At 70.4% G+C, this 13104-nt stretch carries 14 protein-coding genes; 8 read left to right on the top strand and 6 right to left on the bottom strand.

Annotated elements, in window-relative coordinates:
• Positions 1-16: 16 nt before the first annotated feature.
• The 5 genes from cbiB to NOW55_RS08830 are packed head-to-tail and all read left to right on the top strand — an operon-like array spanning position 17 to position 4016.
• Positions 17-919, top strand: coding sequence for an adenosylcobinamide-phosphate synthase CbiB (gene cbiB, locus NOW55_RS08850; RefSeq protein ID WP_368407746.1), 903 nt, complete (start codon positions 17-19; stop codon positions 917-919).
• Positions 910-1695, top strand: a complete 786-nt coding sequence (cobS, locus tag NOW55_RS08845) for an adenosylcobinamide-GDP ribazoletransferase (RefSeq protein ID WP_256399733.1) — start codon at positions 910-912, stop codon at positions 1693-1695. The genes cbiB and cobS overlap by 10 nt, the downstream gene beginning before the upstream one ends.
• Positions 1695-2291: an NTP transferase domain-containing protein gene (locus tag NOW55_RS08840; RefSeq protein WP_256400401.1), complete on the top strand. Its 597-nt coding sequence runs from the start codon at positions 1695-1697 to the stop codon at positions 2289-2291. Before cobS ends, NOW55_RS08840 begins: the two co-directional genes overlap by 1 nt.
• Before the next feature lie 17 nt (positions 2292-2308).
• Entirely contained in the window at positions 2309-3331 is a 1023-nt protein-coding gene (locus NOW55_RS08835) for an aminotransferase class I/II-fold pyridoxal phosphate-dependent enzyme (RefSeq protein ID WP_256399732.1), read from the top strand.
• Entirely contained in the window at positions 3309-4016 is a 708-nt protein-coding gene (locus NOW55_RS08830; protein ID WP_256399731.1) for an adenosylcobinamide amidohydrolase, read from the top strand. Before NOW55_RS08835 ends, NOW55_RS08830 begins: the two co-directional genes overlap by 23 nt.
• On the opposite strand, the gene NOW55_RS08825 is transcribed toward NOW55_RS08830, so the two are convergent.
• A complete protein-coding gene (locus NOW55_RS08825) occupies positions 4017-4679 on the bottom strand; it encodes a hypothetical protein (RefSeq protein ID WP_256399730.1) in 663 nt (220 codons plus the stop codon).
• A gap of 50 nt (positions 4680-4729) precedes the next feature.
• Entirely contained in the window at positions 4730-4960 is a 231-nt protein-coding gene (locus tag NOW55_RS08820; protein ID WP_256399729.1) for a hypothetical protein, read from the bottom strand.
• Between the two features lie 61 nt (positions 4961-5021).
• On the opposite strand from NOW55_RS08820, the gene NOW55_RS08815 reads away from it, so the two are divergent.
• Positions 5022-5945: a hypothetical protein gene (locus NOW55_RS08815; RefSeq protein ID WP_256399728.1), complete on the top strand. Its 924-nt coding sequence runs from the start codon at positions 5022-5024 to the stop codon at positions 5943-5945.
• 83 nt (positions 5946-6028) lie between these two features.
• Here the strand turns inward: NOW55_RS08815 and purH are convergent, their stop codons facing one another.
• On the bottom strand, positions 6029-7654 hold the full coding sequence (purH, locus tag NOW55_RS08810) for a bifunctional phosphoribosylaminoimidazolecarboxamide formyltransferase/IMP cyclohydrolase (protein WP_256399727.1): 1626 nt from the start codon (positions 7652-7654) through the stop codon (positions 6029-6031).
• 178 nt (positions 7655-7832) lie between these two features.
• Between purH and purB the strand changes: the two genes are divergently transcribed.
• Together purB and NOW55_RS08800 are read left to right on the top strand one after the other, a co-directional pair.
• Positions 7833-9212, top strand: coding sequence for an adenylosuccinate lyase (gene purB / locus NOW55_RS08805; protein WP_256399726.1), 1380 nt, complete (start codon positions 7833-7835; stop codon positions 9210-9212).
• A 361-nt stretch (positions 9213-9573) separates the two neighbouring features.
• Complete coding sequence (locus NOW55_RS08800) at positions 9574-10656, top strand: phosphotransferase family protein (RefSeq protein WP_256399725.1); 1083 nt, start codon at positions 9574-9576, stop codon at positions 10654-10656.
• Positions 10657-10659: 3 nt separating this feature from the next.
• Here NOW55_RS08800 and NOW55_RS08795 read toward each other — a convergent pair whose 3' ends face one another.
• From NOW55_RS08795 to NOW55_RS08785, 3 genes are read right to left on the bottom strand one after another with little or no spacing between them, the layout of a single operon-like run.
• The gene (locus NOW55_RS08795; protein ID WP_256399724.1) at positions 10660-11259 is read right to left on the bottom strand and encodes a TetR/AcrR family transcriptional regulator; all 600 of its coding nucleotides are present in this window, start codon (positions 11257-11259) and stop codon (positions 10660-10662) included.
• Complete coding sequence (locus NOW55_RS08790; protein ID WP_256399723.1) at positions 11256-12044, bottom strand: DUF2705 family protein; 789 nt, start codon at positions 12042-12044, stop codon at positions 11256-11258. The genes NOW55_RS08795 and NOW55_RS08790 overlap by 4 nt, the downstream gene beginning before the upstream one ends.
• Positions 12044-12997: an ABC transporter ATP-binding protein gene (locus NOW55_RS08785; RefSeq protein WP_256399722.1), complete on the bottom strand. Its 954-nt coding sequence runs from the start codon at positions 12995-12997 to the stop codon at positions 12044-12046. Before NOW55_RS08785 ends, NOW55_RS08790 begins: the two co-directional genes overlap by 1 nt.
• Positions 12998-13104: the final 107 nt, after the last annotated feature.

Genomic DNA, 13104 nt, shown 5'->3' with positions numbered 1-13104 from the left:
CGCCGAGGTGGTCGTCGTGCCGATGACCGCGACCGCGGCGGTCGTCATCGCGGTCGTCCTCGACGTCGTGGTCGGCGAGCCCCCGAACCGGTTCCACCCGGTCGCGTGGTTCGGGCGGCTCGTCGCCGCCGTCGACCGGGAGTGGACCCATCCCCGGCTCGTCGGCGTGCTCGCCGCGCTCGCGCTCCCGCTACTCGCCGCGGGCGTCATCGCCGGTGTCGTCTGGCTGTCGATGTGGGTCGACCCCTGGGCGGGCGCGGTCGTCGCCGGGCTCGCGCTGACGGTCACGACGAGCCTCCGGATGCTCGTCGCCGAGGCACTCCGTATCGTTCAGCTCTCCACCGAGGACGTCGCGGGGGCACGGGAGTCGCTGCGCTCGCTCGCGGGCCGCGACGCCAGCGAGCTCTCGCCCGGCCTGCTCCGGAGCGCCGCGGTCGAGAGCGCCGCCGAGAACCTCGCCGACGGCTTCGTCGCACCGCTGGCAGCGTTCGCCGTCCTCGCCCCAGTCTCCCTCACGCTGGCGGCGGCGGGAGCGGCCTGGGTCAAGGCGGTGAACACGCTGGACTCGATGCTGGGCTATCGATCGAAGCCCGTCGGCGGGCCGAGCGCGCGCCTCGACGACCTCGTGATGTGGCTCCCGGCGCGACTCTCGGCGCTGCTGCTCGCACAGGTCGCGGGCCGGCCGCGCGCGCTCCTGCGTGCCCGACAGTGGCTCCGCGAGGTCCCGTCGCCGAACTCGGGGTGGCCGATGGGGACCCTCGCGGCCGCGCTGGAGGTGCGACTCGAGAAACCGGGCGTGTACGTGCTCAACGCCGGTGCGTCGCTCCCCTCCCCGCGGAAGGCCCAGCGCGGTGTCTTACAGGTCGCCTCGTCCGGCGTCGTCGCGACGATCCTCGCGGGGGTGGTCGCGTGGCTCTGAGCGCGCTCCGGGGCGCAGTGGGCTTCCTCACCCGGATTCCGGTCGGTCACGACGAGCAGGCGTGGACCGCCTTCACTGCATCGCCGGTCGCGGCCGTCCCGGTCGGCTACCTCGTCGGCGCGTGCCTCGCACTGCCGTTCGTCGCGGCCGGAAGCGTCCCCGTCGGCGTCCCCACCACCGTCGTCGCCTTCGGGTACCTCCTGCTGACCTACGGACTCACCGGCATCACCCACCTCGACGGCGTCGCGGACTGCGGCGACGCGGCCGTCGTCCACGGCGACCCCGAGCGCCGCCGCGAGGTGCTGAAGGACACCACGACCGGCGTCGGCGCGGTTGCGGCGGTCGCGCTCGTCGTCGTCGGCCTCGCACTGGCCGCCGTCGCGGTCGCCGGGCTCGGTGTCGGGGAAGCGGTCGCCGTCGTCGTCGCCAGCGAGGTCGGCGCGAAGGCGGCGATGGCGACGCTCGCCGCGGTCGCGGACCCGCCCCACGACGGCCTCGGAAGTGCGCTCGCCGACGGGTCGGGCGTGGTCGGTGTCCTCGCCACCGTTGCGCTCGCGTTGCCGGTCGCTGGCGTCGGCTGGTGGGCCGGTGGCGACGTTCCCGGACTCCTCGTCGCCACCCTCCCCGTCGTCGCCGCGCTGCTGGTCGCCGCCGTCGCGGCCCGCTGGGCGCGCCGACGGCTCGGCGGCGTCTCCGGCGACGTGTTCGGTGCGACCAACGAACTCGCCCGCGTCGCCGGGCTGCACGTGGGGGTGATCGCGTGGACGCTCTCGTGATGTGCGGCGGCGAGGGAACCCGGTTCGAGGGCGACGTCGAGAAGCCCCTGTTCCGGGTCGGCGGCGTCCCGATGGTCGACCGTGTCTGCGGTGCGCTCGCGGCCAGCCGCGTCGACGACGTGTACGCCGCTGTTTCCCCGAACGCGCCCGAAACCCGGACCCACCTCGCGAACCGGCCCGACGTGACGACCGTCGAGACGCCGGGTGAGGGCTACGTCGCTGACCTCGGTGCGGCCATCGAGGCGGCCAGTGGCGAACCCGTGCTGACCGCCGCCGCCGACCTCCCGCTGCTGGCCGCGGGGCCGGTGGACCGTGCAGTCGAGGTGGCCACGTCGGACCCGGCCGGAGCCGGCGGTGAGGGGACCACACACAGCCTCACCGTCGTGGTCCCGGCCGCGCTGAAGGCGCAACTGGGCGCGAGCGTCGACACCGAGATGGACGGGTTCGCACCCACGGGACTCAACGTGGTCGGCCCCGAAACCGAGAGCGAGACGCTCGTGAGCTACGACGCCAGACTCGCCGTGAACGTGAACAGACCCGGCGACGCCGCCGTCGCCGAGGCGCTCGCCGGGGAGGTGGACACCCGTGGTCCGTGACTCGGAGGTGAGCCGACGTGGACCGTGAGTCGGTGCGGGACGCCGAGCGCGTGCCCCACGGCGGGACGACCGACCGGGACGTCCTGGACCTCAGCGCGAACACGAACCCACGGTCGCCGCCCGGCACGACGGCCGTCTACGACGCCACACTCGCCGAGTCCCGGCGCTACCCGGACGACGACTATGCCGAGTTCCGCGAGGCCGCGGCGACGGTCGTCGGCGTCGACCCCGACCAGGTCGTGCCGACGCCGGGCGGGCTCGCGGCCATCCGGCTCGCGCTCGCGACCGCCGTCGACCCGGGCGACCGTGTCGCGGTACCGGCCCCGAGCTTCGGCGAGTACGCCCGCGAGGTGCGCCTCCAGGACGGCGAGCCGGTGTTCCTCCGACCCGAAGCGGTGCTGGACGTGGACCCCGGTGACTTCGCGGCCGTGGTCGTCTGCACGCCGAACAACCCGACCGGCGCGCTCCCCGACCGTTCCGCGCTCGTCGCCCTCGCGGACCGCTGTGCCGACGCCGGCACGCGCCTGCTCGCCGACGAGGCGTTCCTCGGATACACCGGGCAGGCGTCGCTCGCCGGCCACGACGCCGTCGTCGTCGCGCGCTCGCTGACGAAGCTCTACGGGCTGCCGGGTCTCCGTGCGGGCTACGCCGTCGCGACCGGTGCGGCACGGGAGGACCTCGCGACGGCCCGCCGCGCGTGGAACCTCGGCGCGCCCGCGGCGGCCGTCGGCGCGCACTGTCTGCGCCAGCACGGGTTCGTCCGCGAGACCCGCGAGACGGTCCGCCGGGAACGTCGCCGACTCCGCGACGGCCTCGAACCGTCGTTCGAGGTCCACCCCTCCGCAGCACCGTACCTGTTGCTCGACTGCGGCGACCGGGACGTCGACGCGCTGCTGGCCGACGCCCGCGAGCAGGGCGTCGTCCTCCGCGATGCCCGGACGTTCCGCGGACTTGACTCGCACGTCAGAGTCGCCGTCAAGAACGACGACACGACCGACCGCACGCTGGAGGTGTTGGATGTTCGCCCCGACGACGCGTGACGGCGTGGTCCGCCTCGGCGCGCCCGAGACGGAGTGGCTCTCGACGGGGTGGCGGGGCGGCCGCCGGGTCGCCGACGCGGCCTACAGCGTCACCGTCCCAGAGGACTGGCACTGCGACGACGTGGAAGCGTTCGTCGCCGAGCAGGTCGAGGATGCGGACTTCGACACCGACGAGGTCGACGACGGTGCGCCAGTCCTCCTGACCGGCGTCGCGGCCCGGAACGCCAGGGGCGCGCGACTCGGACCCGTCGTCGCCTGCGCCACGGCCGGCGTCTCGAACCCTGCCGAGCTGCCGATGGACCCGCCCGGCGGCGAACTGCCCGACGGCGAACTCGTCCCCGGCACGGTCAACGTCGTCGTCGGGACGACCCACGCGCTGGCCGACGGCGCGCTCGCGAACCTCGTCGCGGTCGCCGCCGAGGCGAAGGCCGCGACGCTGCTCGACGCGGTCGGCGTCCCGGGCACCACGAGCGACGCGGTCGTCGTCGCCAGCGACCCCGACGGCGAGCCCGCGACCTTCTCGGGGAGCGCGACGCGCGTCGGTGCCGCCGCTCGTGCGTGCGTTCGAGAGTCAGTCTCGGCGGCGTTGGCCGCGAGATACGGCGACGACGAGCCGCCGACGGGTGTCGACGACGCGCGCTACGGCGTCAGCACCGACGCCCGCGCGGACACCTTCGAACTGTAGTCAGGCCTGCTCGGTCGCCGGCTCGTCGTCGTCGCCGAGCTCGTCGACGACGGTCACGTCCATCGCGTCGACGACGGCGGTGCGGGAGAAGTCGTCCGCAGGCGGTTCCTCGTCGGTGTCCCCCGCCCGTCTGTCCGCGTCGTCGAGCAGCTTGTCCAGCCGCGAGGGCATGCTGGAACGGTCCAACGCCTCCTCCTCGCGGTGGAGCTGCTCGACCTTGCGCTCGAACGTCTCTCCGGATATCTTCCCCTCGACGTAGTCCTCCTTGACCTGCGCCAGCTTCTCCTCGGCCGTCGGTTCCGGCGGCGCGAGCCAGCCCGAGAGGTCCGCCGCCCGCGCCGCCGGCACGTAGTACTCGACGCCCGCGGCGAGCCGGGAGAGGCGCTCGCTCTCCAGCCGTGGCGACGGGAGGGAGATGCGACTCGCCAGCGTGATGACGAGCCAGAGCAACAGCCCGCCCGAGAGGAGGACGAGGAGGATGCTCGCGAGCAGCCACGGCGCGACCGCGCCGACGACCGCCGCCAGCAGCGGCTGGCTGCCGGGCGCGAGCAGCGCGAGCAGGCCCTGGAGGAGCCCCCAGACGGTCGTCCCGACGAGGGCGAACAGGCCCAGCACCAGGCCGACGGTGAGCGCCTTGACCTTGCTGTCCCCGAAGCGTCCCATTGGAGAGGGGTATGCCGTCGTGACACTTCAACTGGGCGGTGCCGGCGTGGTCAGTCGCCCGACTCGCGTTCCCGCTTCAGCTCGCGGAGGTCGGCCGCCATCGCCGCCAGTGCCTCCTCGTCTGGGTCCAGTTCGTACCCGTTCAACACGTCGTGGACGTCGATGGCCGCGCCCATCGAGTCGAGCTCTCGAATCAGGTCGTCGACCTCGGGGCTGTAGATGTCTCTCCCGTGGGTCACGATGTCGGTGTAGGGGCTGTCGCCCGGTTTGCCGTTCGGCATGATATTTGCACGGACTCGCCCGACGGGCAAAGCACTTACCGTTGGAAATAAGGTGTCCGGTATGCGCCGCCGCGCCCTCCTCGCCGGTCTGGTTGTCGGCCTCGCCGGCTGTTCCGAGCGGGACCAGCCCGCTGTATCGACGACGAACCCACCGCCGACCACCGGGCGGACGACGACCCGGGACACCCGGACGGCGACCGAGCACCCCGCCACGCCCACCGGAGGGACCGAACAGCCGACGGAGACGACAGCTGCTGAACCGACCGAGACCGTCGTCGTCGCCCCTGGGGACGACGTGGAACTCCCTCAGGGAACAATCACGCTCGGTCAGTTCATCGGAACCCGGGCGAACTTCTTCGTCGTGGGAATCAGTGGATACGTTCGGGGTGGTGACGACCGGATCTACGCCGTCCTCGAAGCGGACCTGTCCGATTACGACAACGAGAACATCCTCACCGGCTCCCAGTTCGAGGTGACCGTCGATGGGAACCCGATCTCCCTCGATTATTCGCAGCTACATGTGGATATCGGCGACCATTCCGATGGCCGGACGGCCCGCCTCGGCGTTCCCCTGCCGGTCGGCGAGGTGCCCGGAACTGCCGCGCTCTGGTTCGTCGCCCCGGACAGACGGTACCGATACCAGCTACCCGACCGGGTTCGGTCCGCGATGGGAGACTCGCCAGACATCTCGGTGGCCACGTCGTTCCCCGAGGTCATCTCGGCCTCGGACGACTCGACGGAGGTCGAGGTCGAGTTCCTCGTGAGGAACGACGGCGACCGACCATGGACGCTCACCTGTATCGTCGACCACGACAGGATCGAAGACGGCGGGTGGCCCGTCCAGCTGACGGTGCCGGCAGGTGAGCAGCGAAGGGCCTCACGGAGCGTGTTGGTCTCGCTCTGGGAAGCCCAGGAGGTGACGTTCGAGGCCTCCTGGGGGTTCGGCGGGACGGAGAAGACTGTGCCCGTCGAACGGAAGGACTAACGGCTGGATTGGACCGCTCAGTCGTGTTTGTAGCACCGTGCCAGCAGAGCTGTCACGAGTTTCCGGCATTCCCTCGCTAGCGCTCAGTCGTGCCGGAAACACCGCTGGCCGGTCATGACCATCGTCATCCCGAGCTCGTCGCAGGCCTCGATGACCTGGTCGTCGCGCTTCGAGCCGCCGGGCTGGATGACGGCCTCGATGCCGGCCTCGGCGGCCTTCTCGACGGCGTCCGGGAACGGGAAGAACGCGTCCGAGCCCATCACGGCACCGTCAGCGGACTTGCCTTCGGCGTCGCGTTCGGCCTTCATCGCGGCGATCTCGACCGCGTCGACTCGGGAGACCTGACCGACGCCGAGGCCGACCGTCTCCGTGTCCTTCGCGAACACGATGCCGTTGGACTTCACGTGCTTCTGGACCTTCCACGCGAACAGCATCGTCTCGATCTCCTCGTCGGTGGGCTCGCGCTCGGTGACGACCTCGAGGTCGCGGCGGGTGACCGCCGCGAGGTCGCGCTCCTGGACGAGCGTGCCGCCGACGAGGTCCTTGCTGGTCATCGGCTCGGAACGCTCGCGCAGGGCGGCGGGCTCGCAGCCGAGGTCGAGCACGCGAAGGTTCTTCTTCTCGGTGAGGGTCGCGAGCGCGTCGTCGGTGTAGCCGGGCGCGACGACGACCTCCTTGAACGAGTCGTTGACCAGCTCGGCGGTCTCGGCGTCGCACTCGCGGTTGAGTGCGACGATGCCGCCGTAGGCCGACTTCGCGTCGGTCGAGAGCGCGTCGGAGTACGCCTCGGCGAGCGTGTCGGCGGTGGCGCAGCCGGCGGGGTTGGTGTGCTTGATGACGGCGGCGGCGGGCTCGTCGAACTCCTTGATGAGGTTCAGCGCGCCGTCGGCGTCGTTGTAGTTGTTGTACGACAGCGCCTTCGCGCCCTCGTTCAGCTGGTCGGCGTGGACGACGCTGGGCTCCTCGCAGGTGTAGTCGGCGTAGAGCGCGGCGTCCTGATGGGGGTTCTCGCCGTAGCGCAGCTCGGCGTGGCGGTCCTCGGTGACGACCCGACGGGCGGGCAGCGCGCCGCCCTCGTCGGCCTCGACGGCGACCGTGTTCGACTCGAGGTCGACCGTGGCGCGACCCTCGGCGAACCACTTCACGGCGCGGGGGTAGGCCTTGAACTCGCCCTCGTAGAGCACGCGCTCCTTCAGGCTCTCACGGTCGTCGCCCTCGTAGACGGGGACGGGCTCCTGGGTGACGATGGGGCCGCCGTCGACCTCGCTCTCGACGACGTTTCCGGCAGCGTTGGTCGCGTCGGTGACGACGTGGACGGTGCAGCCGACGGTCTTGACGCCCGCGTCGAGCGCGTCGCCCCAGGCGTCCATGCCGGGGAACGAGGGCAGGAGGCTCGGGTGGACGTTCAGCGTCGTCGGGACCTCGTCGAGGAACGTGTCGCTGAGGATGCGCATGTAGCCGTCGAGGCAGACGAGGTCGAACTCGTAGGGTGAGAGCGCGTCGAGCACCCGTCGCTCGTGGTCGCGCCGGGAGTCGCCGTCCCGGGGCACGACTTCGGTCGGAATCCCGCGCTCGGCTGCGGCGTCGAGCACCGGCGCGTCCGCATCGGTCGCGAGCACGACGGCGAGCGCTGCGCCGCCCGGTTCGAGGTCGTCGATGTGCAGGAGGTTCCGGCCGCGGTTGCCGGCGAGGCCAGCGATGCGTGTCATACCTGAAGTGGGTCCGGCCCGGGCAAAAGGAGTTGCGGTCCACGCCGAGATTCTATGCACCCACCAACCAGTCTCGGCGTGTTCGGGCGCCCCGAATAAACACAAACGTGCATAGAACGGCTGCGTTTCCGAGCGCGCATCCGACACGCTTTTTCCGGGTCGGGGAGCAGTGTCGCGTATGCCCGACCCCCTCGACGCCGTCTCGCCGCTGGACGGTCGCTACGCCGGTCGCACACGTCCGCTCGCGCCGTACGCCAGCGAGTCCGCGCTCCTGCGCGCTCGCGTGCAGGTCGAAGTCGAGTACCTCCTCGCGCTCGCCGACCTCGACGCCACCCCACTGTCGGTCGACGCCGACCAGCGCGAGGAACTCCGGTCCCTCTACGAGGACTGGGACGGCGAGGACGCCCAGCTCGTCAAGACCATCGAGACGGAGGGGTACGAGGAGCTCCCCGCGACGAACCACGACGTGAAGGCCGTCGAGTACTTCGTCCGCCTCAACCTGCCCGACGGCCTCGACGCCGCACAGTGGATCCACTTCGGTCTGACCAGCGAGGACGTGAACAACCTCGCACACCGGCTGCTCGTCCGCGGGGCCGTCGAGGACGTGCTCCTGCCCGAGCTCGCCTCGATTCGGGAGACGCTCACCGGGATGGCCCGCGAGTACCGCGACGTACCGATGCTCGCGCACACCCACGGCCAGCCCGCCACACCGACCACCTTCGGCAAGGAGTTCGCCGTCTACGCCGCCCGGCTCGGCCGCGCCGAGGCCCGCATCCGCGCCGCGAGCGAGGACATCACCGGCAAGCTCGGCGGTGCCTCCGGCACGCTCGCCGCGCACGTCGCCGCCTACCCCGACGTAGACTGGCGCGCGTTCAGCCGCGAGTTCGTCACCGGCCTCGGCTTCGCACACGAGCCGCTGACGACGCAGGTCAACCCCTGCGACGACCTCGCCGCCGTGTTCGACGCGGTCCGCGGGGCGAACAACGTCCTGCTCGACCTCGACCGCGACGCCTGGCTCTACGTCTCGAAGCGCTACCTCGGCCAGGAGGCCGCCGCGGGCGAGACCGGCTCGTCGACGATGCCCCACAAGGTCAACCCCATCGACTTCGAGAACAGCGAGGGCAACCTCTCGAAGGCGAACTCCGACCTGACGTTCCTGGCGGACTACGTCACCACCTCGCGGCTCCAGCGCGACCTCTCCGACTCGACGGTCAAGCGCAACATCGGCGCGGCGTTCGCCCACTGCCTCGTCGCCTACGGCAAGACGGGGAGCGGGCTCGCGAAGGTCGTTCCCAACGAACAGGTCGCCCGGGACGACCTCGAAGCCACGCCCGAGGTCATCGGCGAGGCCGTCCAGACCATCCTCCGACGCGAGGGCGACACCGCGGCCTACGAGCGCGTCAAGGAGCTGACCCGGGGCAAGCGCGTCACCATCGCGGACTTCCACGACCTGTTCGACGACCTCGACGTGGACGAGCGCGTCCGCGAGGAACTGAAGGCGCTCACCCCCGCCGGCTACGTGGGTGTCGGCAGCGAGCTGGTGGACGAGCTGGACTGAAACCAGCCCTCACACCTCCACAAAGGCTTTTACGTCGGTTCCCGATGCGTCTGGCAACGATGAGTCACTGAACTCGCCCGGCCGTCGAGCCAGCCACCTCCGGGCACCGCGTCGTCCGGGCTCGACTCGACGCCGGTTCCCCGCCGACCGCGACGCCCCCGATAGCGTCCGCGTCGGCGGTTCTCTCTCGCATTCACCAGTAGCCAGCCGACGGGCCGTTTCGTCGACTGGCTTTGCATCGATCGCAGCACAGCGACCAGCCAGCCATGCACGCTTCCACACACGACACCACGCACCGTCCCGACGACGGACGTATCACCACGCACAGCAGCCGGACACGAACCACAGAGACACACGACACATGAACGACGACAGAACCACCGATGGCGACACGATACAGCGGATGGTACAGCAGATAGAACCGAACTGGCGGGTGGTCGAGGCGACGCCCGCGACGGCCGGCCACCAGATCGTCTACCTGCTCACCGTCGAGACCGGGAGCGGACCGCGCGACTGCGTCCTCAAGGCGACGCCCGACGGGAAACCGGCGACCTGCGACGTGGAGGCGCGGATGCTCGCCATCGTCGGCGAGCACACGACCGTCCCCGTTCCCGAGGTGTTCGGCGTCGTCGACGAGCACGACGAACTCCCGGCACCCTTCTTCCTCTCGTCGCGGGAACCCGGCGCGGACTTCGACCGGACCTGGCTGGGCGACCTGACCGCTGACCGGATCGACGCCCTCGCACGCTCGTCCGGCCGGCACCTCGCCAGCCTGCACGCGATGGGCGCCGTCGACGACTACGGCTACGTCGGCGTCGAGTACGAGGAGCCGCTCGCGGGCGGCCGCCCAAGCGCGGACACCGACCAGCTCGTCGTCGCGGACCCTGTCGAGGACTGGAGCGACTGTCTCCGGTCGTCGGTCGAGGGCGTGGTCGCCGGGCTGGACGAGACGCGCTTCGCCGACCTTCAGGAGACGGTCGCGCCAGCGGTCGAGGCGGCCATCGAGCGCGTGGACGACCCCGACGACCCGGCGGTCTGCAGAATCGACCACTCGCTCGACAACCTGCTCGCCGACCCGGAGAGCGGCGAGATCGCTGCGTTCCTCGACTGGGAGTTCCAGTTCGCCGGCACACCGGCGTACGACCTCGCGTTCGTGGAGCGCAGTCTGGCCGGCGGCTCCTGGTCGTTCACGGTCGACGCGCCGGACCGACACGAGCGCATCCGTGCGGGCCTCGTCGCCGGCTACCGCGAAGCCGGCGGTGACGAGACCGCCGACCGGTTCGCTGCGAACCGAGACGCCTACGCGCTGCTCGTCGACTGCCACGAGCTGTTCAACTTCGACGCCGCACTCGACGTGTTCGACGTGGACGAAGCCGAGCGCGAGGCGGGAGCCGACCGGCTCCGAGCGACCGTCCACGAGCGCTGCTCCCGGTGGCAGCCGTAGCGCCTACGCCGTCAGCCCCTTCGCCACGGCCCGGATGACGAGGTCCCGCGTCTCCCGGTAGCGGTCCTCCCCGATGTCCTCCTGATGCAGCGTCAGGAACGACACCGACCGGATGGCGTTCGCGACGGTCTCCGGGCTCGGCCCCTCCACCTGGCCCGCCTCGTACCACGCCTCGACGTACGGCAGGAAGTACGCGAGGCTCTGCTCGCGCTCCTCGCGCAGCTCCGCCTCGGTGTGGTGCTCGCGGAGCCTGTCGAGTTCGTCCGAGTCGATTACGAGCTGGCGCATCAGCGGGTTCGTCTCTATCTCGTCCATCAGCGCGGTGAGGAAGCCGACGATGGCGTTCTCTGGGTCGTCGTGCTCCTCGAACGGGGCGAGCATCCGGGGCAGCAGCTCCTCGCCCTCCCGTTCGAGGATTTCGAGGTAGAGCGCCTCCTTCGAGTCGAAGAACTGATAGAACGTGCTCGTGGCGATACCCACCGGGTCGGTGAGGTCGGCGAGCGTCGTCTTCGACAGCCCGTAGCGGCTGAACAGCTCTCGACCCTCGGCGACGAGCCCCTCGCGGATCCGTTCGCGTTCTGCGTCGCTGAATCCACCGCTCATTGGATGTCCTTCCGGCGGAACAGTTCACGGCTGGCGAGGACGAGCACGACCGTCGCCCCGAGCAGGATACCCGCCCCCTGGAGGTCCCAGCTGCTGCGGACGAGGATCGCGGCCGGGTCGTAGTAGCGGGTCGGGGAGAGCGCCCCGAGCCACGCGAAGTCGGTGCCCGAGGTGACGGAGTCGACGAGGAACAGCCCGAAGACGACGCCCATGGCGGCGCGCTGGGCGATGCTCGCCCGGTCGAACGCGACCGACGCGAGGAGCCCGACCGCCGCCGCCGCGAGCAGGTACGGAATCGACAGCGCGTGGACCATCACGAGGTCCGCGACGGAGATGGACTCGTCGATGGCGAACACGCCGACGTAGACGATGACGGGCATCGCCAGGTTCACGAGGAACACCGGCACGAGCATCGAGGCGAACTTCTCCAGCAGCACGCGCGACCGGGTCACCGGCAGCGAGAGGGTCATGTCCATCCGGCCGTGCTCGACGTCGTCGGCGACGAGCGACGCGGCGCTGTAGGCGACGTACAGCCCGAGCAGGATGACCCAGCCGAAGGCGTACAGCTCCGTCGCGAGGAAGCCCTCGATGGTGCTCAGCGACTCCACGCCGAACGCCTCCCGGAGGGCGGGCGGCCACGCCTCGACGTACTCGTCCAGGTTCACCTCGCTGGTGATGGTCGGGAACATGTAGACGTACAGCGCGGTCATCAGCCCGAGCCCGACGGTCAGCGCCCCCGCGCCCTTGATGCGGCGGCGGCCGTGGTACCACGCGAACTCGAACATCAGACCGTCACCTCCTCGTCGTCGTAGAAGCGCATGAACACGTCCTCCAGCGGTGCCTCCTCGACGTCGAGTTCGAGCACGTCGAAGTCGTCGACGAAGTCGACCAGTTCGTTGAGGTCGCCCGTGAAGGTGAACGTGAGCTCGGTCGCCGCCGCGGTGACGGCACCGCCCGCGCCGCCAGCTGCTGCCTCGGCGGCGACGCCATCGACGGGTCGAACCGACACGTCGTGGACCCCGTCGAGCGTGATGTCCTCTGCGGCCACGTCGCTGGCGACGCCGAGGCGGACGAACTTCCCGCTACGGTCGAGCAGGTCGCCGACGCGCTCGACCGTGACGATGCGGCCGTCGCGGATGATTCCCACACGGTCGCAGACCCGCTGCACCTCGCTCAGGACGTGCGAGGAGAGGAAGATGGTCGTCCCGTTCGCGGTCTCCTCCCGGACGAACTCGTTGAAACGCTGCTGGACGAGCGGGTCCAGCCCGGCGGTCGGCTCGTCCATCACGACGAGGTCCGGGTCGTGCATGAACGCCTGCACGAGCCCGAGCTTCTGCTTCTGGCCGGTCGAGTAGCTCCGGATCTTCCGCTCGACGGGCACGTCGAACAGGTCGAGTAGCTCCGTGCGACGCGAGTCGCCCTTGACCGACGCGTGCAGGTCGAGAATCTCCGTCCCGGTCGCCGTCCCGTCGAACCCCGGGTTCGACGGCAGGTAGCCGACGTTCGCCTTCGCCTCGACGAGCGCTGCCTCGTCCCGCACGTCCGCACCGAGAACGGACGCCGTGCCCGACGTCGGGGACTGGAACCCCATGATGGTCCGGATGGTCGTCGTCTTCCCCGCCCCGTTCGGCCCGAGGTAGCCGAACGTCTCACCCGCCGCGACCTCGAACGACACCGCGTCGTTGGCGAGGATGTCTCCGTACTCCTTCGTCAGCCCGTCCACCGAAATCGCGCTCATAACTCCAGAATTAGATACGTGAACCCATAAATATTCTGTTCGGATATTTTCGAGGTTCTTCGTGGCCTCTAGAGCTGAGTTTCGACGTTTTCCTCGAAGAAACCGAC

It is taken from the genome of Haloarchaeobius litoreus (assembly GCF_024495425.1).
Classification (GTDB): Archaea; Halobacteriota; Halobacteria; order Halobacteriales; family Natrialbaceae; genus Haloarchaeobius; species Haloarchaeobius litoreus.
This window is presented reverse-complemented; position numbering and strand designations above follow the sequence as displayed.